24 protein-coding genes are annotated in these 24,690 nt (G+C 69.5%); 17 read left to right on the top strand and 7 right to left on the bottom strand.

Features of this window, described 5'->3' with window-relative positions:
* Nucleotides 1-181 precede the first annotated feature (181 nt).
* From QOL69_RS16385 to QOL69_RS16365, 5 genes are all read left to right on the top strand, one after another.
* Nucleotides 182-1,699 carry an HflX-like GTP-binding protein gene (locus QOL69_RS16385; RefSeq protein ID WP_283404051.1) on the top strand — a complete coding sequence of 506 codons (1,518 nt, stop codon included), beginning with the start codon at nt 182-184 and terminating at the stop codon, nt 1,697-1,699.
* Between the two features lie 111 nt (nt 1,700-1,810).
* Nucleotides 1,811-2,905, top strand: coding sequence for a histidinol-phosphate transaminase (gene hisC / locus QOL69_RS16380; RefSeq protein ID WP_283404050.1), 1,095 nt, complete (start codon nt 1,811-1,813; stop codon nt 2,903-2,905).
* Nucleotides 2,902-3,495 (top strand): adenylate kinase family protein, encoded by a 594-nt coding sequence (locus QOL69_RS16375; protein WP_283404049.1) that lies wholly within the window; start codon nt 2,902-2,904, stop codon nt 3,493-3,495. The genes hisC and QOL69_RS16375 overlap by 4 nt, the downstream gene beginning before the upstream one ends.
* Nucleotides 3,496-3,521: 26 nt before the next feature.
* A complete protein-coding gene (locus QOL69_RS16370) occupies nt 3,522-4,124 on the top strand; it encodes a CDP-alcohol phosphatidyltransferase family protein (protein ID WP_283404048.1) in 603 nt (200 codons plus the stop codon).
* A 122-nt stretch (nt 4,125-4,246) separates the two neighbouring features.
* Complete coding sequence (locus tag QOL69_RS16365; RefSeq protein WP_283404047.1) at nt 4,247-5,350, top strand: DUF2249 domain-containing protein; 1,104 nt, start codon at nt 4,247-4,249, stop codon at nt 5,348-5,350.
* Between the two features lie 16 nt (nt 5,351-5,366).
* On the opposite strand, the gene QOL69_RS16360 is transcribed toward QOL69_RS16365, so the two are convergent.
* The gene (locus tag QOL69_RS16360) at nt 5,367-6,002 is read right to left on the bottom strand and encodes a DUF7998 family protein (protein ID WP_283404046.1); all 636 of its coding nucleotides are present in this window, start codon (nt 6,000-6,002) and stop codon (nt 5,367-5,369) included.
* A gap of 131 nt (nt 6,003-6,133) precedes the next feature.
* Between QOL69_RS16360 and QOL69_RS16355 the strand changes: the two genes are divergently transcribed.
* Nucleotides 6,134-6,370 (top strand): DUF7120 family protein, encoded by a 237-nt coding sequence (locus QOL69_RS16355; protein ID WP_283404045.1) that lies wholly within the window; start codon nt 6,134-6,136, stop codon nt 6,368-6,370.
* Between the two features lie 37 nt (nt 6,371-6,407).
* Here the strand turns inward: QOL69_RS16355 and QOL69_RS16350 are convergent, their stop codons facing one another.
* The gene (locus QOL69_RS16350; protein WP_283404044.1) at nt 6,408-7,592 is read right to left on the bottom strand and encodes an MFS transporter; all 1,185 of its coding nucleotides are present in this window, start codon (nt 7,590-7,592) and stop codon (nt 6,408-6,410) included.
* Nucleotides 7,593-7,721: 129 nt separating this feature from the next.
* Here QOL69_RS16350 and QOL69_RS16345 point away from each other — a divergent pair, with 129 nt between their 5' ends.
* On the top strand, nt 7,722-8,489 hold the full coding sequence (locus QOL69_RS16345) for a DUF7847 domain-containing protein (RefSeq protein WP_283404043.1): 768 nt from the start codon (nt 7,722-7,724) through the stop codon (nt 8,487-8,489).
* A 9-nt stretch (nt 8,490-8,498) separates the two neighbouring features.
* On the opposite strand, the gene QOL69_RS16340 is transcribed toward QOL69_RS16345, so the two are convergent.
* Nucleotides 8,499-9,674 carry a M24 family metallopeptidase gene (locus QOL69_RS16340; RefSeq protein WP_283404042.1) on the bottom strand — a complete coding sequence of 392 codons (1,176 nt, stop codon included), beginning with the start codon at nt 9,672-9,674 and terminating at the stop codon, nt 8,499-8,501.
* A 334-nt stretch (nt 9,675-10,008) separates the two neighbouring features.
* Here QOL69_RS16340 and QOL69_RS16335 point away from each other — a divergent pair, with 334 nt between their 5' ends.
* Entirely contained in the window at nt 10,009-10,983 is a 975-nt protein-coding gene (locus QOL69_RS16335) for a transcription initiation factor IIB (protein WP_048078273.1), read from the top strand.
* A 27-nt stretch (nt 10,984-11,010) separates the two neighbouring features.
* Here the strand turns inward: QOL69_RS16335 and QOL69_RS16330 are convergent, their stop codons facing one another.
* A complete protein-coding gene (locus tag QOL69_RS16330) occupies nt 11,011-11,517 on the bottom strand; it encodes a cupin domain-containing protein (protein ID WP_283404041.1) in 507 nt (168 codons plus the stop codon).
* Between the two features lie 107 nt (nt 11,518-11,624).
* Here QOL69_RS16330 and QOL69_RS16325 point away from each other — a divergent pair, with 107 nt between their 5' ends.
* Nucleotides 11,625-12,098 carry an NUDIX hydrolase gene (locus QOL69_RS16325; RefSeq protein ID WP_283404040.1) on the top strand — a complete coding sequence of 158 codons (474 nt, stop codon included), beginning with the start codon at nt 11,625-11,627 and terminating at the stop codon, nt 12,096-12,098.
* Nucleotides 12,099-12,179: 81 nt separating this feature from the next.
* Nucleotides 12,180-14,429 carry a DUF7527 domain-containing protein gene (locus QOL69_RS16320; protein ID WP_283404039.1) on the top strand — a complete coding sequence of 750 codons (2,250 nt, stop codon included), beginning with the start codon at nt 12,180-12,182 and terminating at the stop codon, nt 14,427-14,429.
* Between the two features lie 83 nt (nt 14,430-14,512).
* Here QOL69_RS16320 and QOL69_RS16315 read toward each other — a convergent pair whose 3' ends face one another.
* Entirely contained in the window at nt 14,513-14,818 is a 306-nt protein-coding gene (locus QOL69_RS16315) for a hypothetical protein (RefSeq protein WP_004595838.1), read from the bottom strand.
* 294 nt (nt 14,819-15,112) lie between these two features.
* On the opposite strand from QOL69_RS16315, the gene QOL69_RS16310 reads away from it, so the two are divergent.
* Nucleotides 15,113-16,462: an adenylosuccinate synthase gene (locus tag QOL69_RS16310; RefSeq protein WP_283404038.1), complete on the top strand. Its 1,350-nt coding sequence runs from the start codon at nt 15,113-15,115 to the stop codon at nt 16,460-16,462.
* 65 nt (nt 16,463-16,527) lie between these two features.
* Nucleotides 16,528-17,343 (top strand): hypothetical protein, encoded by an 816-nt coding sequence (locus tag QOL69_RS16305; protein ID WP_283404037.1) that lies wholly within the window; start codon nt 16,528-16,530, stop codon nt 17,341-17,343.
* A gap of 28 nt (nt 17,344-17,371) precedes the next feature.
* Here QOL69_RS16305 and QOL69_RS16300 read toward each other — a convergent pair whose 3' ends face one another.
* Nucleotides 17,372-18,235, bottom strand: a complete 864-nt coding sequence (locus QOL69_RS16300; protein ID WP_283404036.1) for an aldo/keto reductase — start codon at nt 18,233-18,235, stop codon at nt 17,372-17,374.
* Between the two features lie 144 nt (nt 18,236-18,379).
* Between QOL69_RS16300 and QOL69_RS16295 the strand changes: the two genes are divergently transcribed.
* From QOL69_RS16295 to QOL69_RS16275, 5 genes are all read left to right on the top strand, one after another.
* Nucleotides 18,380-18,868 (top strand): Lrp/AsnC family transcriptional regulator, encoded by a 489-nt coding sequence (locus tag QOL69_RS16295; RefSeq protein WP_048078268.1) that lies wholly within the window; start codon nt 18,380-18,382, stop codon nt 18,866-18,868.
* Nucleotides 18,865-20,007, top strand: coding sequence for a pyridoxal phosphate-dependent aminotransferase (locus QOL69_RS16290; protein ID WP_283404035.1), 1,143 nt, complete (start codon nt 18,865-18,867; stop codon nt 20,005-20,007). Before QOL69_RS16295 ends, QOL69_RS16290 begins: the two co-directional genes overlap by 4 nt.
* 104 nt (nt 20,008-20,111) lie before the next feature.
* Nucleotides 20,112-21,518, top strand: a complete 1,407-nt coding sequence (locus QOL69_RS16285; RefSeq protein WP_283404034.1) for an ATP-binding response regulator — start codon at nt 20,112-20,114, stop codon at nt 21,516-21,518.
* 141 nt (nt 21,519-21,659) lie between these two features.
* Nucleotides 21,660-22,814, top strand: coding sequence for an acyl-CoA dehydrogenase family protein (locus QOL69_RS16280; protein WP_048078267.1), 1,155 nt, complete (start codon nt 21,660-21,662; stop codon nt 22,812-22,814).
* 70 nt (nt 22,815-22,884) lie between these two features.
* Complete coding sequence (locus QOL69_RS16275; protein ID WP_283404033.1) at nt 22,885-23,655, top strand: sensor histidine kinase; 771 nt, start codon at nt 22,885-22,887, stop codon at nt 23,653-23,655.
* A gap of 567 nt (nt 23,656-24,222) precedes the next feature.
* Here the strand turns inward: QOL69_RS16275 and msrB are convergent.
* On the bottom strand, nt 24,223-24,645 hold the full coding sequence (msrB, locus tag QOL69_RS16270) for a peptide-methionine (R)-S-oxide reductase MsrB (RefSeq protein WP_283404032.1): 423 nt from the start codon (nt 24,643-24,645) through the stop codon (nt 24,223-24,225).
* Between the last annotated feature and the right edge of the window lie 45 nt (nt 24,646-24,690).

Below are 24,690 nucleotides of genomic sequence, written 5' to 3'. Positions count from 1 at the left end.
CAACCACCCGCCCGTCTCGGTGTCCGCTACCACACCTCGCTTCCGGTGAACGCTTATATTGTCTCCGTCGGACTCGGCAGTGTGGAGACCAGTTCGTTCGTCGCCCGTCCGCGAGTATCGCCCTCGACCGCACACGGAGCGAGACGCTCCCCTCCTCGGGCCGACGCGAGCGCCCGACCGCATGTCACGAGACGACGCCACGACGAACGAACGCGACGCATCGACTGATCCCGACGCATCGACCGACTCTGACACACCGACCGAATCCGACGCGCCGACCGATTCCGGTACACTGACCGACTCCGACGCACCCTCCGCCGACGCGACGCCCGCTGTCGTCGCGGCGCGGGCCGACGACGAACCACCTGACACGGCCGAGATCTGCGAGCTGGCCGCGGCGGCCGGCTACGCGGTGGTCGGCGAGGTCACCCAGCGGCGGCGCGAGGACCCGACCTACGACCTCGGGCGCGGAAAGGCCGAGGAACTGATGCGGTTGGTCGCTGACACCGACGCGGAGGCGGTGATCTACGACGGCTCGCTGTCGCCGGGACAGACGTTCTCGCTCGGGGACCTGCTGCCGACCGGGACCGCGGTGATCGACCGGCCGCGGCTCGTGTTGGAGCTGTTCGCCGACGCCGCCGACTCGCGCGCAGCCGACCGACAGCTGGAGCTGGCGCGGCTCCGCTACGAGCTCCCGCGGCTCCGCGAGGCCGTCGCCCGCGACAGCGGCGAGGACGTGCGCCTCCGGCCGGAGGGAGACAGCCGCGTCCTCGACGTCGAAAAGCGGATCGAGTCGGCCGAGCGCGCCCTCGACGAGGTCGCCGACGACCGGGCGGCGCGGCGGGCCGAGCGCCGGGACGCCGGGTTCGACCTCGTCGCACTCGCGGGCTACACCAACGCCGGGAAGTCGACGCTCGCGCGGCGGCTCGCGGACGAGGTGGACGATCCGAAGTCGGACGTAGCGGACTCGGAGTCAGAAGCGGCGGGACCGGACGCCGAGCCGACCGACCTCGCGGCCTCCCTCTCCGTGGACGACCGCCCGTTCGAGACGCTCTCGACGACGACGCGTCGGGCGACGATCGGCGACCGACGCGCGCTGGTCACGGACACCGTCGGCTTCCTCGACGGACTGCCGCACGAGGCGGTGCGCTCGTTCCGCGCGACGATCGAGGCGATCCGACGCGCCGACTGCGCGCTGCTTGTCGTCGACGCGAGCGACCCTCCCGACGCCATTCGCCGGAAGCTCCGGGCGTCGCTGTCGGCGATCGAGTCGACCGACGCCCCGGTGATCCCCGTGCTATCGAAGGCGGACGAGGTCGGTACGGAAGGCGAAGTCGAGGCGGAAGACGAGACCGAGGCGGACCCCCTCGCGGCGGCGGTCAAGGCGTACGACGCCGCCGTCGCCGATCTCGACCCGGAGGAGTCCCCGGTCGTCGAGTCGCTCCGCGACCCGGTTCCGGTAAGCGTCCGCGACGAAGCAGGCTTCGCGGATCTCGCGGCGGCGGTGGCGGACGCGCTCCCGACCGCGACGGCGACCGTCGAGGCCCCGAACGGCGGCGACGCGCAGGCCGCGCTCTCGTGGGCGTACGACCGCGGCGTCGTCGAGCGCGTCGACTACGAGGGCGACACCGTCGCCGTTGACCTCGCGGGGCGGCCCGCCGTCGTCGACGAGGCGGAGCGACGGTTGACGGAGGGATGACGGTTCGGCGGAGTGGCAGGCGACTGCTCGGCCGAGTAACGGGCGACGGTTCGGCGGAGCTCGGCGGTCGCCAAGACCACGCTTAAGCCCGACGCTCTCCGAGTTCGGTGTATGGAACCACGTGATCTCTCCGATCACTCGCCGTACGTGCCCGGGCGGGGCGTCGAGGAGGTCGCCCGCGAGCGCGGGATCGACTCCGACGACCTCATCAAGCTCTCCTCGAACGAGAACCCGCACGGCCCGAGTCCGGCGGCCGTCGAGGCGATCCGCGAGCACGCCGACCGGGTGAACCAGTACCCGAAGTCCTCGCATACGGACCTCACCGCGAAGATCGCGGCGGAGTGGGGCGTCGACGACGAGCAGGTGTGGGTGTCGCCGGGGGCCGACGGCTCTATCGACTACCTCTCGCGCGCCGCCCTTGAGCCGGGCGACGAGGTGTTGGTACCGAGTCCCGGCTTCGCCTACTACGCGATGTCGTCGCGGTACCACCACGGCGAGGTGACGGAGTACGACCTCTCTCCGGCAGACGGGTTCGCGCAGGACGCAGAGACGGTGCTGTCCGCCTACGGCGGCGAGCGGATCGTCTACGTCACCTCGCCGCACAACCCCTCCGGCTCCACGATGCCGCTCGACGAGGTCGAGGCAATCGCGGACGCGACCGCCGAGGAGACGCTCGTCGTCGTCGACGAGGCGTACGGCGAGTTCGCTGATATCGACAGCGCGATCCCGCTCGTCGACGAGCGCGACGACGTGGCGGTCCTCCGGACCTTCTCGAAGGCGTACGGGCTCGCCGGGCTCCGGATCGGCTACAGCGTCGTCCCCGAGGCGTGGGGGGAGGCGTACGCCCGGGTTAACACCCCGTTCGCGGCGAACGAGCTGGCCTGCCGGGCCGCGCTCGCCGCGCTCGACGACGACGAACACGTCGAGAAGACGGTCGAGACCTCCCGCTGGGCCCGCGGGTACATCGCCGACGAGCTCGCCGCGCCGACCGTCGACTCCGCCGGGAACTTCGTCCTCGCCGCGGTCGGCGACGGCGAGCGCGTCGCCGAGGCGGCACAGGAGCGCGGCGTGATAATCCGGGACTGTACCTCGTTCGGCCTCCCGGAACACGTTCGGATCTCGACCGGCACCCGCGAGGAGACCCGCGAGGCGGTCGCGCTGCTCAACGAGACGCTGGCGGACCTCGAACTCGGTGTGAGCGCGTGAGCGGCGACGCGAACGAGTCCGCCGACCGCTCCGGTGCGGACGATGCCGACCGCGCGGACGACGCCGACCGCTCCGACCGCCCCGACCGCGTCGCCGTCACGGGGACCCCCGGAACGGGCAAGACCACGGCGACGGCGCTGCTCGGAGACGAGTACGACGTGATCCACCTCAACGAGCGGATCAAGTCGGACGAGGACCTCTGGACCGAGCGCGACGCCGACCGCGACACGCTCGTCGCCGACCTCGACGCGGTCCGGGAGCACCTCGGCGACTGGTCCGGCGTCCTCGACTCCCACCTCGCACATCGGTTCGACGTCGACCGCGTCGTCGTGTTGCGCTGTCACCCCGAGACGATCGAGTCCCGACTCGAAGCGCGGGGCGAGTCGCCCGAGACGGCCGCGGAGAACGCGGAGAGCGAGGCGCTCGACGTGATCCTCTCGGAGGCGGTCGCGGAACACGGCGCGGAGAACGTCTACGAGATCGACGCGACTGACCGCGACCCGGACGCGGTCGCCGACGCGGTCCGCGCGGCGATCGAGGGCGACCGCGAGCCGAGCGCCGGCACCGTGGACTTCATCGAATATATATGAGCCGACTACGAGCGTCGAGACGGTAGATGACCCTCGACCAGTACCGCTCCGTGGCGGACCGCCTGCTCGGCCCGTGGGTGTCGGCGGCCGACAGGCTCGGCCTCTCGCCCGACCAGGTGAGCGTGATCGCTTTCCTCGTCGCGGTCGCGGCCGCGGTCGCGTTCGCCGGCGGGTCGGCCGCGCTCTACGCGGCCGGCGCGCTGCTCGTCCTCCTCAACGGCTGGCTGGACCTCGTCGACGGGGCGCTCGCGCGCCGTCAGGGGATCGCCTCCGACGGCGGCGACTTCCTCGACCACGTCCTCGACCGCTACGCCGACGTGGCGGTCATCGCGGGCCTCACGGCCGGGATCGAGGCGTACGCGCTCGGCTTCGCCGCCGTCACGGGCGTCCTCCTCACCTCGTACCTCGGCACGCAGATCCAGGCGGTCGGCATCGGCCGCGAGTACGGCGGCCTCCTCGGCCGGGCGGACCGGCTCGCGCTCATGGGCATCGTCGGCGTCGTCGCCGCCGCGTACTCCGCGCCGATCGTCGCCGGACTCAACGTCGTCGGCCTCCTGCTCGCACTGTTCGCGGTCGTGGGACACCTCACCGCGGTCCAGCGGTTCCTCGGTGCTTGGCGGGACCTGTAGGCGGTCGGTCCGCGGGATGGTAACCGCCGACTGTCTGTCGGAACTCCCGCGGCAGCGACCGGCGAGCCGAACACATTCGGGCGAGAGACCATCCCCGTACGGGAGCGTCCCCGATCCGAGAGATGACTACCGATATCGACCTCCGAGACCGGCCGGACGACGAGTACCGAGACCGAATCCGCGACGCGCTCGACGGGGTCGAGCCGGGCGAAGAGCTCCTGATCGCCGCCGACCGCGACGTCGACGTCCACCTGATCCGGTACCAGATCGACCGCGGCCGCGACGTGGAGTGGGAACACGACGGCGGCGACGCGGGGCCCCGCGAGGTCCGCGCGGTCGACCGCGGCGAACTCGACGGCCCGGCGTCGGGGACGGCCGACGTGCGCGACCTGCCGCCGCGGCGGCGACACGCGGCCTTGGTGGAGGCGTTCGACCGCCTCGAACCGGACGAGGGGTTCGTCCTCGTGAACGACCACGACCCGAAGCCGCTGTACTACGAACTGCGGTCCACGTACGGCGACGTCGTCGGGTGGGAGTACGCGAGCCGCGGGGCGGGCGAGTGGCGGGTCGCGATCGAGAAGACCGACGAGGCGACGGCCGCCGAGTCCGAGGCGTTCACGCGGTTCGACGTCCGCGAGATCCCGAAGGCGGACCGCCACGAGACGATCCACCACCGGTACCGGATGATCCCCGACGGCGAGACGATGGAGCTGATCGCCCCCCACGAGCCGCGGCCGCTCCACGGGGAGTTCCGCGAGCGCTACGGCGACGCCTTCCGGTGGGAGGTGGTCGAGCAGGAACCCGGCCGGTGTCGCGTCCGGATCACGAAGACCGAGGGCTCGGCGTCGGCGGAGGCGACGTCCGAGGCCGCGGACTCGGAGATCGACGACGCAGAAACCGCGTCGGAGAACGAGGCGACGACAGCGAGCGACGGGTCGCCCGCGGTCACGCGGGAACTCGACGTGCGCGACCTGCCGCCGGCCCAGCGCCACGAGGAGATATTCGACGCGTACGCGGCCCTCGACGACGGGGACGGGTTCGTCCTCGTGAACGACCACGACCCGAAGCCGCTGTACCACCAGTTCGAGGCCGAGGCCGGGCCGGAGTTCCACTGGGAGTACCGCCGTCAGGAGCCGGGCGAGTTCCGTGTGTTGATCGGGAAACGCGCGGCCGACGCCGAGAATCACGACCACGGCGCGACGGAGGGGACGAGCGCCCCGTTCTGACCGGACTGATCCCGACTCAGAACGGCGCGTCGGTCGAGCGCTCCCGCGTCTCCGTCTCGGTCGCTCCGCCCGCCGCCGGCGCTCCGACTCCGGGGCCGTCGTCCGCCTCCACGTCGCCCGTTTCGAGGTAGCTCGTCTCCAACTCCGCGAGCCGGTCGTTCACCGCCTCGCTCTGGTTGTGCATCGGGGCCGCGCGGACCCGGACGAGGTCGTACTCGTGGCGGTCCGCGAGCCCGTTCCACGCGCGGAACGCGCCGATAGTCAGCGTGTGCGTCTGGGGGCAGAACGCCGTCGTCGGCGTGAACTCCGCGCGGAGGACGCGGTCGGCGTCGACGGCGGCGTCCTCGATCGCGACGGAGTCCGTCGCGTCCGGCGCGTCGCTCCGCTCGACGGCGTAGCGGAACCCGGCGTCCTCGTGGCGGGTGTCGAGGTTCAGCCGCGCGAGGTTGTAGTCGAACGTCATGTCGTACACCTTCCGCTCCTCAAAGCAGTCGCGGGTGAGCCGGTGGAACGCGAGGTGGTCCGCGCCCGTGAGGACGTCGTGGCCGTCGAGGAAATCGCCCGGACGGGGGACGCTCGCAGGGGCGAACTCGTCGTAGCCGTCGAACAGGCCGTCGTCGTCGGAGCCGAACGGAGAGGGGAAACCCGGCATGCCGAGGGGTTACCGTTCCCGCCGGGTACTCCTGACCCCGAAGACGTTCGGGGCGTCGACGCGGTCGACCCGCCGATGTCGCCGACCGCGACGAGGGAACGATTTAAAAGCGTCCGGTCGGAACGGAGGGTATGCCCACTTTCGAGCTGAACCTCTCGGACGACGTGTACGCGGAGTTCCAGCAGCTCGCGGAACAGGAGTTCGTCTCGGAGGAGCAGGCCGCCGAAGACCTCATCGCGTCCGGCATCGAGGCGTACAACGTGAGCGTCGTGGACGACGACCGCCGCGACGAGATGCTCGACGGTGCCGAGAACAACATGTTCGACACCGCAGAGGACCCCGGCAGCCTCGAAGACGACCGCCTCTGAGACGCCGAGACCGCTCTCTTCCCGAGTTTTCGTCGGTTCAGTACCCCAGCCCCAGCAGTCGGTTCGCCGTCAGCGTCGCCAGTCCGAGCGCCATCACGCAGGCGAGCAGCCCGAACGCGACGGACCACCCCGCGATGTCCGAGATGCTCCCGACGACGACGCTGCCGGACGCGCCCGTGACCATGTAGGCGGTCCGAACGAGCCCGAACCCGGCCCCGCGCTCCTCGTCGGACAGCAGGTCCATGAACCGCGACTGGACCGGCGCGCCCCACGACATCGCGAGGCCGACGAAGCCGACGCCGGCGACGGCGACGGGCAGCCCCAACTCGAACGTTGCGGCCGCGACGAGGGTCCCGTAGCCGACGACGCCCGCGGCCATCGTCACCATCGCGGTGGCGTCGCGGCCGATCCGGTCGGACACGGATCCGGTCACCGGTTGGGTGCCGCCGTGGACGAGGAAGTACACCGAGAACAGCAACGCCGACAGCGCGCTCGACAGCTCCGTTCCGACCTCCAAGAAGGTCGGGAGGAAGGAGGCGGTCGCCTGCCACGCGAACGCCCCCATCGTCGCCAGCGCGGTCGTGTAGAGTATCCGCGGCCGCGAGAGCAGTTCGACGAGCGGGCCGAGCGCGAACCGCTCGCCCATCGGCTGGTCGGGGCGGAGCGGTTCGGTCGGCCTGACCCGCCACGCGAACAGGACGAACACGGGGACCGCGACGGCGGCCCCGAGGAGGACGCCGACGCGCCAGCCGTACCGCGACCCGACGAGCGCCGCGGCCGGCGGTGCCGCCAGCCCCGCGAGCGGCCCCCCGGCGACGTGGACGCCGACGGCGCGGCCGGTGTCGGCGAACTGCCGCGTGAGGAACGTCGTCGCGACCGAGTAGTGGAGTCCCGCTCCAACCCCGAGTACGGCTGCGAACAGCGCGAACGCGAGCATCGACGGCGACGCCGCGAGGAGCACCGACGCGACCGCGGTGGCACCGACCGCGGTGAGGATCACGCGGCGCTCGCCGTAGCGGTCGCCGAGGACGCCGGAGGGGAACTGCGCCAGCGCGTACGTGAGCCACATCCCGCTGAGCGCGAGCCCGACGGTCCCGTTGGTCACGTCGAACTCCGTCGTTATCTCCGGGACGAGCGGGCTGACGACCAGCCGCGCCACCATCGTCCCCGTGAACGCGAGCGTACAGAGCGCGAGCGCCGTGTGTTCGTACCGCCAGTTCACGTTCGACGTTGCTGGCGGCCCGGAAAGCGAGTTCCGATCTCGGCCGGTGCTTCAGCTCCGGTGGCGCTCTCGGACCGTCGTCCGCCGTTTCAGTAGATTTACCTGACGGGCGGGAGAACGCCGATCCGTATGTCCCTCCAGATCGGTGCGACGATAGCGAACGGTCTCCGCCGCGTCGCGAATCGGAACGGCCTGCTCTTGGTCCTCGCGTCCGTCGTCTTAGGAACGGCGTGGCAGGTCGCGTTCAACAGCGCCGCCGCCGCGGCGCTCCCGCCCGAGATCGCCGGCGAACTCGCTCCCGCGATCGACGGGCCGTTCCCGGTCCTCGTCGCCCTCGCAGTCGCGACGTTCCTGCTCCTGCCGGTGCTCTCGATCGCCGCGGTCCGGACCTTCGTCGCGGGCGAGACCGACCGGATCCCGCGCGAGTTCTTCACCCGACGGATGGTCTGGGTGGTGGCGAACCTCGCCGTCGGCGGTCTCGCCTTCAGCGCGCTGCTCATGGTCGGCACGCTCCTGCTCGTGATCCCGGGGATCGTCGTCTACGTCTCCCTGCTGTTCATGACCGTCTTCGTCGCCGTCGAGGACGAGAACTTCGTCGCCGCGATGCGCGACAGCTGGCGGCTCACCCGCGGCAACTGGCTCCGCCTGTTCGGGCTGCTTCTCGTCGTGATCGTCCCGTTCACCGTCGTGATAAGCGTCCTGTCGGCGGGGCTCGCGATCGCGTTCGGCCCCGCGTCCGCCGTGCCGACGCTCGCTACCGTCACCCTCTCGATGCCGTTCAGCATCGTGATCCTCGGCGTGCTCGCCGAGGCGTTCCTCCGGCTCCGCGACGAGCGCGGCCGGGAGCCCGCGCCCGGGGCACGCGACGCGACCGACGCCGGTACACGAGCGATCTGACCCCCGGAATCAGTCGACGACCAGCTTCCGCGGGTAGTCGGTGAGGTTCTCGTACCCGTCCTCGGTGACGACGACGAGGTCCTCGATCCGGACGCCGCCGACCGCGGGGTCGTAGAGGCCCGGTTCGACCGTGATCACGTGGCCCGGCTCCAGCTCCCCCCCACCGCTCGCGAGCCGCGGCGACTCGTGGACGTCGAGGCCGATGCCGTGACCGGTCGAGTGGATGAACCCGGTCTCCGTCTCGGGGTCGGTTCGGAAGGTGGGTTCGCCCGCCTCCTCGTACACCTCGCAGGCGGCGGCGTGAACGTCCTCGCCGGTCGCGCCGGGTTCGACCGCGTCGAGCGCGGCGTCCAGCGCGCGCTCGGTGAGGTCGTACCACTCGCGGAGCGTCTCGCTCGGCTCGCCGACGCAGAACGTGCGCGTCATGTCGGCGTTGTACTTCGTCGCCTTCGAGCGCGGGAAAATGTCGACGATGATCGCCTCGTTCGCTCGGAGGGGCCCGGAGCCGCGGTCGTGCGGGTCCGCAGCCTGCGCGCCGCCGGCGACGATCGTCTCGTCGAGCGCGCAGCCGTGTCGCAGGAGGGTCACCTCGATCTCCTCGGTCACGCGTTCGCTCGTGAGCGCCTCGCCGTCGCGGAGCAGGACGCCCGCCTCCGCGTCGTCGCTCTCGCCCGCCACGTCGGCTCCGGCTATCAGCTCCTCGGCGGCCCGCATCGCCGCCTCGTTCGCCGTCTGGGCCTCGCGGATCGCGTCGATCTCCTCGTCGGTCTTGACCGCGCGGACCTCCCGAAGCCGGTCGTCCGTGTCGACCGCCACGTCGACGCCGCGCTCGCGGAGGGCGTCGGCGGTGCCGACCGGCCCGCGGGGCGGCATCGAGACGGACTCGACGCCCTTCTCGCGGACGAACGCGGCGTACATGTCGTTCCGCGCCTCGCGGCCGCCGTACTCGTAGTCGTAGTCGGCGTGGCGCTCGACGGTGTCGGCCGTCGCCTCCGCCTTCGCGCGGCCGTACTCCAGCCCGCTGACGAGGACGTGGACCTCGCCGTCGGCGTACAGCGTGAGGAACGGGTCGGGACCGGTGAACCCGGAGAGGTACAGCTGGTTGGCGTCGTCCTGCGAGGCGTCGAGCAGGTAGCCGTCGGTGTCCAGATCGGAGAGCGTCTCGTCGAGCCGCGTTCGGTTCATGCGTCACACTGCTCGGGCGACGCTCAAAGCGGTTGTCCTCGCGGAACCGCGAGCGGAGCGGAGAGCGCGACGGCACCCGAGCCGAGACCGCGACGACGCCGCGAAACGACTATATACTACACCCCTGCTCGGGACGCGTCAGTTCCGCTCTCGATTTTCTTCCGTCCACCTCATCGCTAATCCCGAATCTTACAGGGTTTTACACGCCGTTTTCGGCCGTGTCTCTGTGACGCCAGACACACGAACATTTAAGTATTTGGGTCACTTACCTAAGGGTGAGGAAAACACCGAGAATCGTCTCTCGGTTCCGTTGTTCCCTCCACGTACCAAACCAATGAGCGAGAACCTTCGAACGTACACGACAGAGCACGTCGACGAGAGCGAGACCGAGTCGGAAACCGAGGAGGAGGAGCTTCGGTGCCCGGAGTGCGGCGGACAGTTAGCGACCGACACGGAGCACGGCGAGACCGTCTGCGTCGACTGCGGGCTCGTCGTCGAGGAAGACGAGATCGACCGCGGCCCGGAGTGGCGCGCCTTCGACTCCAAGGAGAAGGACAACAAGTCGCGCGTCGGGGCCCCGACGACGAACATGATGCACGACAAGGGGCTGTCGACGAACATCGGCTGGCAGGACAAAGACGCCTACGGCAAGTCGCTGTCCAGCCGCCAGCGCGAGAAGATGCAGCGGCTGCGGACGTGGAACGAGCGGTTCCGCACCCGCGACTCGAAAGAGCGCAACCTCAAGCAGGCGCTCGGCGAGATCGACCGGATGGCGAGCGCGCTCGGCCTCCCGGACAACGTCCGCGAGACCGCCTCCGTCATCTACCGTCGCGCGCTCGACGAGGACCTGCTTCCCGGCCGCTCCATCGAGGGCGTCTCGACGTCATCGCTGTACGCCGCCGCCCGGCAGGCGGGGACGCCGCGCAGTCTCGACGAGATCGCGGCCGTCTCCCGGGTGGAGAAAGACGAGATCGCCCGGACGTACCGCTACGTCGTCCGCGAGCTGAAACTGGAGATCCAGCCCGCCGACCCCGAGAGCTACGTCCCGCGGTTCGCCTCCGACCTCGGCCTCTCCGACGAGGCCGAGCGCCGTGCCCGCAGCCTGCTCGAAACCGCGAAGGAACAGGGGATCCACTCCGGCAAGTCGCCGGTCGGGCTCGCGGCCGCGGCCGTCTACGCCGCCTCGCTCCTCGTCAACGAGAAGGTGACCCAGAGCGAGGTCAGCGAGGTCGCGAACATCAGCGAGGTCACCATCCGAAACCGGTACCACGAGCTCCTCGAAGCCGAGGACTCGGTCGCACTGAACTGACCGCGCCGAACTGACCGCCGTCGGTCCCTATTCGTTCGTTCTCTCCGTTCCGCCCGCTTCGCCCTCCCAGTAGTCGACGTCGTCGTCGACCCGATAGTACCCCTCCAGCGAGCGCGACCCGCGCCCGCCGGGCGGCGAACCGACGTACACGCCGAACTTCTCCGAGTCCGGGTACACCGTCACCTCCGGCTCGCGCATCGTCGAGACGACGAGATACCGGAGCGTCGCGTCGCCGTCGTTCACGACGCGGTGGCCACCGGACGCATCGGCCGGGAACGCGGCGAACTCGCCCGGGCGGAGCGGGTGTGTCTCCCCGTCGAGCCGCAGCGTCCCCTCTCCGGCGAGGACGTACAGCGCCTCCTCGTTGGCGGTGTGATAGTGGTACGGCCACGAGCGTTCCCCGGGCGGGAGCTCGTAGAGGCTACAGCCGAGCGCGTCGCCCCCGGCGGCCTCGCCGAGTTGCTTCCGCCGCCAGTTGGCGTTCTCGGCGTCGGGCGTCGTCCACGACAGGTCGTCCGCGTTGACGGGAGTCATGGCTGTCCGTCGCCCGGCCGTCTGAAAGGTCTTCGCGTCCGGCAGAATCGGTTCCGCGGGTCGCCGCGAGCCGAAACCGCGAAGGACGCCTGCCCCGATCCGAACGTATGGAGACGACGCGTCACTTCACGGCGACGACGTACATCGTCAACGACGGGGCGACCGCCCTTCACGAACACGAGCGGCTCGGCATTCGGCTGCCGCCCGGCGGCCACGTCGACCGCGACGAACTCCCGCACGAGGCCGCGCGGCGCGAGGTCCGCGAGGAGACGGGGCTGGCGGCCGAACTGGTCGCGACGGAGTCGTCGATAACGGGCCCGAACACGCGCGGACTCCCGGAGCCGGCCCACCTCATGCTCCACGACATCAACGTCCACGAGGACGGGTCCGTGGGCCACCAGCACGTCGATCACCTCTACTACGCCCGGGTCGACTCCCGCGAGATCGCCCCCGACGGCGACGACGAGGTCGACCCGGAGCGCTGGCGCTGGTACACCCCGGCGGAACTCGCGGCGAGCGATCTCCCCGCCGACGTCGTCGACCTCGGCCGGGAGGCGATCGCCGCCGTCGGCGACGACTGAGCGACCCGGAATCCCGGCGTCAGACGGTCGTCTCACGCTCCGGAAGGTATTTGGGTCGGTGCTGGCGACGTAGACGCAAGGATGGACGCACAGCGACGGGAAGCGATCGGCGAGTGGGACGACCGGTCGTTTTCCGACGGGTTCGCGGGACTCGGCCGGATCGTCAGCGACGGGTTTTCCGGCGCGGCGACCGACGGGACCGGCTGGCTGTTCTTCGTCGACGGAAAGGTCGTCGGCGTCGTCGACGGGACGCTCGACGCCTTCGCCGACGCCTCGGGGACCGTCTACCGGGCCCCGGACGAGGCGCTCCCCGTGCTCTTCGCGATGCAGGAGCTTGGCGGTGAGCCGCGGGCGAAGTACTACACCAACGACACGCCGCTGACCGAGGCCGACCGCAAGCTCTCGCAGGGGGGATTCACCGGCTATATCGAGCTGTCGGAGAACGTCCTCTCGGGCGACTACTACGTCGCGTACACCGGCGGCGAGTCGATGGCGGCGGCGTACGTCGGCAACGCGAGGCGGCTGGAGACCGGCGAGAAGGCGTTCGACCTCGCCGCCGACGAGGTCGGCATCTACACCGTGTACGAGGTCGACTTGGACGTCCGCCCGCTCCCGGACGGCGCGGAGCGCTCGGCGGACGACTCGGGTACCGCCGCTCCGGACGAGACCGCCGAAACGACCGACGGGAGCGACGCGATCGAGACGGCCGATCCGACCGCCTCGGTCGACTCTGACGCCGAGAGCGACGCCGACGGAGAGGCGGTCGGCGGGACAGAAGACGTCGAGAACGACCCCGATCCGGCGGTCGACGACGCGACCAGCGCGGCTGCCGAGGATGACGCCGGCGCGTCCGCCGACGCGGCGGACTCCGAACCGAGCGCCGGTCGCGGCGACGGGTCAGCGTCGACGCGGGGGAACGCCGCCGAGACGGACTCCGTCGCGGATGTCGGGGGACAGACACAGGAGGAGCCTCGGATCGCGAACGCTGCCGCCGATTCCGCGGACGAGGACGGTCCCGGTGACACCGACCGCAGGCGACCGTCGCCGACCGAAGCCGACGGGGCCGCCGCCGGCGACGCGCCCGACTCCGAGGACGTCTTCTCGGAGGAGGCGGAGTGGCGCGAGCAGAAGTCGATCCCCGCGCTCGACCCCTCGGAAGCGGGTGCCGAGCCTCGGACGCCAGACGATCGCCGCGCCGCGTCGTCGCAGCCCTCTCGATCCTCCGACGAGCGCGGCCGTGCGAGGCGGAGCGAGTCGGGATCGAACGGCGCGGGCGGATCGCCGTCGCCGCGCTCGACCGCCCAATCGGGCTCGACGCCCTCCGCGGTCTCGAAGCGCGACGGCCGCGACGCGGCGGGTGGCGCGGACCCCGAGCGGGTTCGGAAGCTCGAAGCGGCCTTAGAGGGGACCGAGACGGAGCGGCAGTCGCTGGCCGAGGAACGCGACCGGCTGGCGGCCGAGCGCGACGAGATCGAGACCGAGCGAGACGAACTCGTCGACGAGGTCGAGCGGCTCGAAGCCGAGACGGAGGAGCTCAGAGATGAGCGCGACCGCCTCCGCCGCGAGCTCTCGAACGCGAAGGAGCGCCTCCCGGACGCCGAACGCACGCTCACGCCGGACGAGGCGCGCAACGGGACGAACCTGTTCATCAGGTACGACTCGAAGGAGGGCGCGACGCTGGCCGACGCCCACGACGGGAGCGTCGACCGCGACACGCTCCGCGAGAACCTCCGGGTCGAACACCACACGAGCTTCGAGACCGACGGGCTCGCGGTGGACGGACGACCGTTCGCGGAGTTCTTGGAGGACACCATCGAGTACGGGTTCACCCGCTGGCTCGTCGAGGACCTCCCGTTCGAGATCCACGGGACCGGCAACGAGGGGACGCTTCGCGACCTCTACGACGCGCTCCCCGAGGTCGACCGCGCGGAGATCGGCGGCACGGTGTCGATCGAACTCCGCGAGGGCGGCGAGGAGACCAGAGAACAGCGGACCTTCGATCTCGTGTTGCGCGACCGGATGGGCCACCCGCTGTTCGTCGCCGACCTGAACGACAGCCGGGACCCGACGCCCGAGGGGACGCTGGAGTCGCTCGTCGGGAACGGGCGCGACATCGCGGAGTCGAACGAGACGTTCGCCGGCGCGTTCGCCGTGACGGAGAGCTTCTTCGAGCCGGGAGCCCTAGAGACCGCGAGCGACGCGGTCGGCGGGGGGCTGTTCAGCCGGTCGAAACGGGCGAGCTTCGTGAAGCTCTCGCGCAAGCAGGGGTTCCACCTGTGTCTCGTCGAGGCGCGCGACGGCGGGTTCCACATGACGGTTCCAGACCTATAGCCGTCACCGGGCGTCTCGAATCTGTGGCTACGGGCGGAGAGAAAACGCGACGCGTGCGTCGGCGGGGGAAATCGGAATTCCGGTCAGTTCTCAAGTTCGGCGGCGTCGTCGATCCGCATGGAGCCGAGCTTCTCGACGGTCTCGTCGAGCTTCTCGTCGAGCTCGTCGACGAACTCGTGCGTCCGCTCCGTGGTGATCGCTCCCTGGCTGGACGGCTCGATGAGGTTCTCCTCTTCGAGGACGCGCAGCGAGTACCGGACCTTGTGGTGCGGGTAGCCCGTCTCGTTCGACATCTTGACGATGCCGATCGGCTCGTTTTCAATGACCATCCGCAGGACTTGGAGGTGGCGTTCCAGCATGTCTACCTCTTTCTCTAGTCGATCTATCATGCCACATGTTAACTCGTCATGCCCCTGTTTAAAAGTTGCTGTCGGCGACGGGAGAACGCGTCGTCGGATCTGGCGGTTTGACGTGATAGTAGTTAACGTGTTCGATCGCGGCACGGCGGCCGGGGACCGGACCGCGACGACCGGGGGCGGGGGAGCGGTCGCCGCACGGAGACGCGAGAATACACGAACAAGGGTATTCGGATCCGTGTGACAATTTTACGATCCATGTCCGTGGTGGTCTCGCGGTCACAGACCGTAATCGGTTTTACCCCCGGCCGGGAATCGGCAGGTCGTATGACACTCACCATCGTCGGCTCCCAGCTCGGCGACGAGGGCAAGGGCGCGCTCGTCGACCGATGGGGAGGGGACGCGGACGTCGTAGTCCGTTATCAGGGCGGCGACAACGCCGGCCACACCGTCGTCGAAGGCGGCGCGGAGTACAAGCTCTCCTTGGTTCCGAGCGGCGCGGTCCGCGGGACCGTCGGGATTCTCGGAAACGGCTGCGTCGTCAACCCCAAGACGCTGTTCACGGAGATCGACGACCTGCGCGAGCGGGGACTCGACCCGGACGTTCGCGTCGCCCGTCGCGCGCACGTCATCATGCCGTACCACCGCGTGCTGGACGGCATCGAGGAGGAGGTCAAGGCGGACGACGACGCCGGCGACGCGGTCGGCACGACCGGCCGCGGCATCGGTCCGACCTACGAGGACAAGGCCGGCCGGCGCGGGGTCCGGATCGCCGACCTGCTCGACCCGGCGGTGCTCCGCGAGAAGCTGGAGTACGTCGTCCCGCAGAAGCGCGCGCTCGTCGAGGACGTGTACGGGCTCGACCTCGACGACAAGCAGGAGGCCGCCTTCGACGTCGACGCGCTCCACGAGACGTACGCCGCCATCGGCGAGCGCCTCGCCGACGAGGGGATGACCGTCAACTGCTCCGACTACCTCCACCGCCGCCGCGAGGCGGGCGACGAGATCCTCTTCGAGGGCGCACAGGGGACCCACATCGACGTCGATCACGGGAACTACCCGTTCGTCACCTCCTCGAACCCGACCGCTGGCGGCGCGGCCGTCGGCTCCGGCGTCGGTGTCACGACGGTGGGCGACGGCGAGGTGGTCGGCATCGTGAAGGCGTACCTCTCCCGTGTGGGCGAGGGCCCGCTCCCGACGGAACTCGACGGCGACGCCGACGAGGAGACGCTCGCGGACGAGATCCGCGAGAAGGGCGGCGAGTTCGGTACGGTCACCGGACGGCCGCGCCGCATCGGCTGGCTCGACCTCCCAATGCTCCGACACGCCGCCCGCGTCTCCGGTTTCACGGGCGTCGCGGTCAACCACGTCGACGTGCTCGCCGGACTCGACGAGCTGAAGGTATGTACGGGGTACGAACTCGACGGAGAAGAGCTCGACACCGTCCCCACTACGACCGAGCGGTGGGAGCGCTGCGAGCCGGTGTTCGCTGAGCTCGACACGTGGGAGGAGTTCGACTCGGCCGCGGTCGCCGAGGAAGGGTACGACGCGCTTCCCGCGGCCGCCCGCGAGTACCTGGAGTTCGTCGCCGACGAGATCGACACCCCGATCTACGCCGTCGGCGTCGGCCCCGACCGCGAGGAGACCGTCGAGCTGACGAACCCGTTCGACGAGTAGGGGTCGTTCGTAAACGACTGCCGCGGTCGACCGACGTTTTTGAGGCTCGAACGTGAACCGCCGCCATGGCTCGGCCCTCCCGCGGTCCGCAGGACCGCGATCCCGATCCGGCTGAACCGATCGTCGAACGCACGTTCGCTCACCTCGCGCGGCTGCTCCCGCTGGCGCTCGTCCCGCTGGCGACGGCGCTGTTCCGGACGCGGGACCTGCTCGCGACGACCCGGACGAACGGTTTTTCGCTCCGCGCGTCCTTTCCCGTCTACCGGTACGACCTCTGGAGCTTCGTCGACGCTCCGAGCGGGGGCGGTCTGACGGTGTCGCTCCCGTTCGGAGGCTTGGAGCCGCTGCCGCTTCTGGTCCCCGTGATCGGCGCGTACGTCGTCGTCTCGGGCGCGCTGAGCGCGGGGTACTTCGGGAGCATCGCGGACGGGATCACCGCCGGCGAGTTCGACTTCGTCGCGGCGGTCCGCCGGTTCGGCGTCCGGATGGTCCTCTTAGAAGCGATCGTCATCGTCGCGTTCGCGGCCGTCTTCCTCCCGCTGCTCGCCGTTCCGCCGCTGTTCGTGGTCGCGGTCCTCGCGGCGCTCGTGCTCTCGTACCTGTTTTTCCCCACGGTGTACGTCATCGCGTTGGAGGACCGGCACATCGGGTCCGCGGCGCGGCGGGCGCGCGAACTCGTCGCGCACGACCAGCCACTGGGGTTCTTCCTCGCGATCGCTGTCGTCACGGCGGTCTGTTCGGTCCCCGTGAGCCTCCTCGCGCACGCCGGCCCGGCTGGGGCGGTCGCGGCCGCGCTCGTCGCCGCGCCGCTCGGACTTGCGTTCAACGTCGCGACCGCGCTGAAGGTCGCAGAGATGGCCGACGTCGAGACCATCGGGTGATGGGTCCCGAGCGGGGAGTCGTCAGCGCCTACTGCGCGTCGACGGCGTCCAGCGCGGTGCGGTCCTCGTCGGTCAGCGACAGGTCGGCGGCCGCGACGTTAGATTCGAGGTGGTCGACGCTCGACGTGCCGGGGATCGGCAGCGTCACGTCGGAGTGGTCGAGCAGCCACGCCAGCGCGACCTGCTGGGGCGTCGCGTCGCGCCGGGCGGCGACCTCCGCTAAGGTCTCGGCCGACTCGCCCTCTTCGACCGCGTACATCGGTCCCCACGGGATGAACCCCACGTCGTTCTCCTCACAGGCGCGCAACACGTCCTCGTCGTCGCGGTGGCCGACGTTGTACCGGTTCTGGACCGTGGCGACGTCGACGATCTCCATCGCGGTCTCCAACTGCTCGACGGTGACGTTCGAGAGGCCGACGTGGGCGATCTGGCCGGCGTCTTTCATCTCCGCGAACGCGTGGACCGACTCCTCGAAGTCGGTGTCCGGATCGGGGCGGTGGTACTGGTAGAGGTCGATCTCGTCGGTTCCGAGCCGATCGAGGCTACACAGGACTTGGTTCTTCAGGAAGTCCGGGTCGCCGTGGGGGAGCCAGTCGCCTTCGCGGTTGCGGAGTAGGCCGGCCTTCGAGGCGACGACGGCGTCGTCGGGGTCGCCGAGCGCCTCGCCGATGAGGCGCTCCGAGACGCCGGGCCCGTAGGAGTCGGCGGTGTCGACGAAGTCGACGCCGAGGTCCACGGCCCGTCGGAGGACCTCCTTCGCCTCGTCCTCGTCGCCGGGAGTCCCGATGATGTCCTCGCCCGTGATCCGCATCGCGCCGAAGCCGAGGCGGTCGACGGTCAGCTCGCCGCCGATGTCGAACGTCTCGCTCCTGCCGCTGGTGTCTGAAGCCATGATCGGCGGAACACTCGCCACGCGGAAAGTCGTGGGGATGGCGGAAGGAGACGCGTTCCGAAGACGGTCCCCGTCGACGCGGCCCTCGCTCGCCCGTGTTGCGTCCGTCGCTACGCATAAACCGCCCCCGCGCGATCGTGACGTATGGACGCCGAGCGCGAGGTACTCGACGTGTTGGCGCGGAACGCCCGCGAGGACATCGACGACATCGCGGCCCAGACGGGCCTCGACGCGGCCGCGGTCGAGGCGGCGATCGAGTCGCTGGAGACGGACGGCGTCGTCCACGGCTATCAGGCCGTCGTCGACTGGGACCGCGTCGACGAGGGAAAGATCCGCGCGGTCGTCGAGATCAACGTCGAACTCGACCGCGAGACGGGGTACGAGCAGGTGGCCGACCGGATCGCGAAGTTCCCCGCGGTCGACGCCTTACACCTCGTCTCGGGCGACTACGACTTCGCCGTCGAGGTGCTCGGCGAGAACATGCAGGACGTCTCCGAGTTCATCTCCGAGCAGGTCGCGCCCATGCCGGCGGTCACCCAGACGGTGACCCATTACATCATGGAGACGTACAAGGACGGCGGGATCCGGTTCGAGGACGGCGACGACGACGACCGCCTCTCCGTGTCGCCATGAGGCTCTCCGACCGCGCGCGCACCCTCCCGGAGTCGGGGATTCGAAAGTTCTTCGAACTCGCGGAGGCGCGCGACGACGTGATCTCCTTGGGCGTCGGCGAGCCGGACTTCTCCGCGCCGTGGACCGCCCGCACGGCCGCGATCGACTCGCTGGAGCGCGGCAAGACCTCCTACACCGCGAACCGCGGGATGGCCGCGCTCCGCGAGCGGATCGCCGACCACCACGGCCGCTACGACCAGTCGTACGACCCGGGCGAGGAGATCCTCGTCACGACCGGCGCGAGCGAGGCGGTCGATCTGGCCTTCCGGGCCTTGGTCGACCCCGGCGACACGGTCGCGGTCCACGAGCCGACGTACATCTCGTACGGCCCGGGGATCGAACTCGCGGGCGGCGAGCAGCTGACGGTCCCGACGCGGGCCGAAGACGACTTCGCGCTGACGCGGTCGGCGCTCGAAGCGGCGGGCGCGGCCGAGGCCGATCTCCTCGTGCTCTGTTACCCGAACAATCCCACGGGCGCGACGATGACCGACGAGCAGCTGGCGGAGGTCGCCGCGTTCTGCCGCGACAACGACCTCCGGGTGGTCGCCGACGAGATATACGCCGCGCTCACCTACGGCGGCGACCACGCCTCGATCGCCACTCAGCCGGGGATGCGCGAGCGCACGGTCGTCGTCAACGGCTTCTCGAAGGCGTACGCGATGACGGGGCTGCGGCTGGGGTACGCCTTGGGGCCCGCCGAGGCCATCGACGCGATGAACCGGATCCACCAGTACACGATGCTGTCGGCACCGACGACGCCGCAGTACGCCGCGATCGAAGCGCTCGACCGGTGCGACGACGAGGTGGCGGAGATGGTCGACGAGTACGACCGCCGCCGGCGGCTGGTCGTCTCGCGGTTCAACGAGATGGGGCTCGACACGTTCGAGCCGGGCGGCGCGTTCTACGCGTTCCCCGACTGCGGCGGCGACGACGAGGCGTTCGCCGAGGAGCTACTGGAGGCGCAGGGCGTCGCGGTCGTCCCCGGCTCCGTCTTCGGTGAGGGCGGATCGGGCCACCTCCGCGTGTCGTACGCGACCTCGATGCGCGAGCTGAAGGAGGCGACCGACCGCATCGTGGCGTTCGTCGAGGGGCGGGACTGACGGCACCCGAATGCCGACGGTCCGGCGAGACGGCGCGAGCGCCCGCTATCACCGGTGATTTTCGGGAACGAATCTCTTTCCGACGCGAGAGCGCCCGTGACCTCATGGAGAGCGAATCGCGCGTCGAGGTCCTCTACGTCAACGACGAAGACCAGCTCCGCGAGCTGGTCGCCACGCAGCTGCGCGACGAGAGCGACCGTATCCGCGTCAGCACGGCGGACTCGGCCGCGAGCGGTTCCCGGCGGTTGGCGAACGGAGCGATCGACTGCGTACTCTGTGATCATCACATGCCGGGGGAGACGGGGTTAGACTTCCTGAAACGGGTCCGCGAGGACCGCCCTGACCTCCCGTTCATCCTCTTCACGAGGACCGGAGACGAGGCGGTCGCGAGCGAGAGCATCGAGGCCGGCGTCACCGACTACATCATTCAGGAGGCCATCGAGAACCAAGCGCCGCTGCTGGCGCGGAAGATCATCACCTACGTCGAACACCATCGCACGAAACGGGAGGTCGACCGACGGAACGGGCGACTCCGCGAGATCGCCGCCGTGACGGACCAAGTCTGGTGGGTGTTCTCACCGACGTGGGACGAACTGGGCTTCATCAACGACGGCCACGAGGCGATATTCGGACAGCCGGTGGCGGAGCTCCGCGACGACCCGACCTCGTTTCTCGAACGGATACACGACGACGACGCGGACCGCGTGCGGCAGGCGATGGAAGCTGTGTCGGCGGGCGACCCGCAGGTCGTTCAGTACAGGGTCGCGAAGTCCGACGGGATCCGGCTCTGGGTCGAGTCGCGGTGTACTCCCGTCACCGACGAGAGCGGCACGGTCACCTCGCTCGTCGGGCTGACGCGCGATATCACGGACCGGAAGCTGTACCAGCGGGAGCTGACCGAGACGGTCGACCAGCTGGAGGAGTTCACCGCGACCGTGTCTCACGACCTGCGGAATCCGATCAACGTCGCGGCCGGGAACATCCGACTCGCGGCCGCGGAGGGAGAGAGCGAGCCGCTCGACACGGCGTTCGACGCGATCGAGCGGATGGACGCGCTCATCGAGGAACTCCTGACGCTCGCGAAGGAGGGGAAGACGGTCGGCGAACGGCGTCCGGTACCGTTCGAGGGGGTCGTCGCACGGAGCTTCGAGAACGTCCGCGCGCCGGAGACGACGCTCCGGGTCACCGGGAGCGTGGAACTCTCGTGTGACCCGGCCCGGCTCACGGAGGCGTTCGAGAACCTCGTCCGCAACGCCGTCGAACACGGCCGCAGCGACGTGACTATCACGGCCGGGGTGTTCCCCGACGAGAGCGGCCTGTACATCGAAGACGACGGTCCCGGGATCCCGCCCGAAGCGCGCGACCGCACCTTCGAGAAGGGCCACACGACCCGGAAAGACGGCAGCGGGTTCGGGCTGGCGATCGTCGAACGCATCGTCAACGCCCACGGCTGGGACGTTCGGATCGCCGACGGTGAGACGGGAGGTGCCCGCTTCGAGGTCGTGTTCTGACCCGGGACGGGGAAACGACCCGGCCAGAGGATCCAACGACTCGGTGAACGGGTGAGTCGGCCGGCAGAGTAAACGATAAACAAAATCCGAATTTCCGATCGTTTGCGAACGATTATCACGTTCGATCGTTCTCCTCCGCGCATGGAGTTCCAGCTAACGGACGAGCAGAAGCAGCTACGCGAGGAGGTACGGAAGTTCGCCGAGGAGGAGATCCGACCGGTCGCCACGGAGTACGACGTCGAAGAGGAGTACCCGCACGAGATCATGGACAAGGCCGCCGACATGGGACTGTTAGCGCCGCACGTCCCGGTCGAGTACGGCGGTATCGGCTACTCGTCGCTGGAGAACGCGATCTTGACCGAGGAGCTGTTCGCGGCCGACCCGGGGATCGGCCTGTGTATCTCCAGCGCCGGGTTCGGCGCGGAGGCGCTGATGGAGTTCGGCACGGACGGACAGAAGGAGCGCGTCCTGCCCGAAGTGACCGCCGGCGACGCGGTGATGGGATCGGCCATCTCGGAGCCGCAGGCGGGTTCGGACGTGACCTCGGTCGCGACCCGGGCCGAGAAGGACGGCGACGAGTGGGTGATAAACGGCTCGAAGATGTGGATCACGAACGGTACCGTCGCCGACTACTTCGTCGTCGTCTGCGAGACGGACCCCGAGATCGAGGACCGCTACTCGGGCTACTCGCAGATACTCGTCGAGGGCGACCGCGACGGGCTCACCACCGACAAGATAACCGGCAAGCTCGGGATCCGCGCGAGCGACACCGCGGAGCTGCGCTTCGACGACGTGCGGGTGCCGGAGGAGAACCTGATCGGCCAGCGCGGGATGGGCTTTCTCCAACTCATGCAGTTCTTCGACGAGACCCGGACCGCCGTGGCGGCGCAGGGGGTCGGGATCGCCCGCGGCGCGGCCGAGCGCGCGCTGGAGTACGCGGAGGAGCGCGAGCAGTTCGACCGCCCAATCTCCGACTTTCAGGCGATCAAACACAAGCTCGCGGAGATGCACACGAACACGGAGGCCGCCCGCTGGCTCACCTACCGCTCCGCGTGGGCGGTCGACAACGAGGCCGGCGACCTGACGGCGCTCGCGTCGATGGCCAAGGAGTTCGCCTCCCGGACCGCGGTCGAGGTCGCCGACGAGGCGGTCCAGGTCCACGGGGGCGCGGGCTTCGTCAACGACCACGACGTCGAGCGCCTCTACCGCGACGCGAAGATCACCCAGATCTACGAGGGAACCACCGAGATACAGAAGAACATCGTCGCCCGGGAGCTGCTCGACGAGGGAGTCTGAGGACCGAACCGGACCGACACCCCGAGCGAAATCGGTACGTAGAAGCTACGGGCGGACGTACGATCCCGGCATGAGCGACGACGCGGACGCCGAGGCGGGCAGCGGGACCGTTCGGGTCGGCGGCGAGAACGTTCATGCCGGCGACGAGGCGGGCCCGGAGGAGCGTCTCAAGCGCCAGCGCGACGACCTGCGACTGTTGAATCAGGTGATGCGTCACGATATCCGTAACGACCTCCAGCTCGTCGGCGCGTACGCCGAACTGCTCGACGACCACGTCGACGAGGAAGGGAAGGAGTATCTTGAGGTGATAAAACGGAACACCCAGAGCGCCGTCTCGCTCACCACGACCGTCCGCGACCTCGCGGAGGTGATGCTCCGGGACGACGCCGAGCCGAGCGGCGTCTCGCTCGATCACGTCCTCTCACAGCAGGTCGAGGAGGTCCGGTCGGCGTACTCGGAGGCCGTCTTCACGGTCGAAGGGTCGTTCCCCGCCGCTGAGGTGGTCGGCGACGAGATGCTGAGCTCCGTGTTCCGGAACCTGCTGCGGAACGCGGTCCAGCACAACGACGAGACCCCGCCGACGGTGACGGTGTCGGCGACCGCCGAGAAGGCCGACGGCGTCGCGGAGGTGCGGATCGCGGACAATGGGCCGGGGATCCCCGAAGATCAGCGCGACGAGGTGTTCGGGAAAGGCGAGAAGGGACTCGACAGCCCGGGGGCGGGGATCGGCCTGTACCTGGTCCGGTCGCTGGTCGAGATATACGACGGCGACGTGTGGATCGAGGACAACGAACCGAAGGGAACGGTGTTCGTCGTCAGGCTACCGCTCTGTGACGGGTAGCAATCACCAGACTCGACGGTGATCGATGATGGAATTGGTGAATCAGATCGGCGGTTGTGTGATGTTTAAATAATCGCCGGCAGCGGTGGCGATCGTATATAAAGGACAACGCGGTGGCGCGCGCCTCCGAGGCCGCATCGCGGCCGAGGAGCGTCGCGCGAGGGAGTCGGCGGCGACCAACGGGAGCCGCCGACGAGGTTGGGGAGGCGTGAGGTGCGGTTGCTGTGCGGTCGGGTGGGACTCGAAGGGGCAGCCGCGAGGGCGAAGCACGGCGAAGCAAGGACCGCAAGGAGCGAACGGAGTGAGCGACTGAGGACCACAGCGAGCCGCGCGAGTCCTCGCGGCTGGGGCTTCGGTGGTCTCGGTCGCGTTCTCGGTGGTAGCGACGTACGGCCGAGCAACTGAGGCTTCGGAGGTGCTCACCGCAGAGCTACTGAGAATGATTTAGAAGTGAGCGGCCGGAGATTCAGAGGTCTTCTTTTCGTCGTCGATCGCCTATATATCGTTGATACCAGTGCCCGAGATCCTTTTATAAACAACGTCTCCCGATACGTGCGGCGAACCGAGCTATTCGTCGTCGTACTCCATCGCGACCGAGTTGATACAGAACCGCTTCCCGGTCGGCTCCGGCCCGTCGTCGAACACGTGGCCGAGGTGGGAGTCGCAGTTCGCACACCGGACCTCGGTGCGGGACATTCCGTGGCTGGTGTCGACCGTCGTCGTCACCGACTCCTCCTCGGCGGCGTAGAACGCGGGCCAGCCGCAACCGGACTCGTACTTCGTCTCGGCCTCGAAGAGGACGGTCCCGCAGGCCCGACAGCGGTACTCCCCGTCGTCGGGGTGGTGGTCGACGTACTCGCCCGAGAACTTCGCCTCCGTGCCGCTCTCGCGTAACACGCGGTACTCCTCGTCGGTGAGCCGCTCGCGCCACTCCTCGTCGGTCAGTTCCTTCGGGTCGGCGTCCGCGGCCGAATCGCTCGTCTCGCTCATACCACCGATACGCGCCCCACGGGCAAGGGGGTTGCGGCGGTCGGC

Source organism: Halorubrum sp. DM2 (assembly GCF_901686465.1).
In the GTDB taxonomy this organism is placed as follows: Archaea; Halobacteriota; Halobacteria; order Halobacteriales; family Haloferacaceae; genus Halorubrum.
Note: the sequence above shows the minus strand (reverse complement) of the source record. Positions and strands in the feature narration are given on the sequence as shown.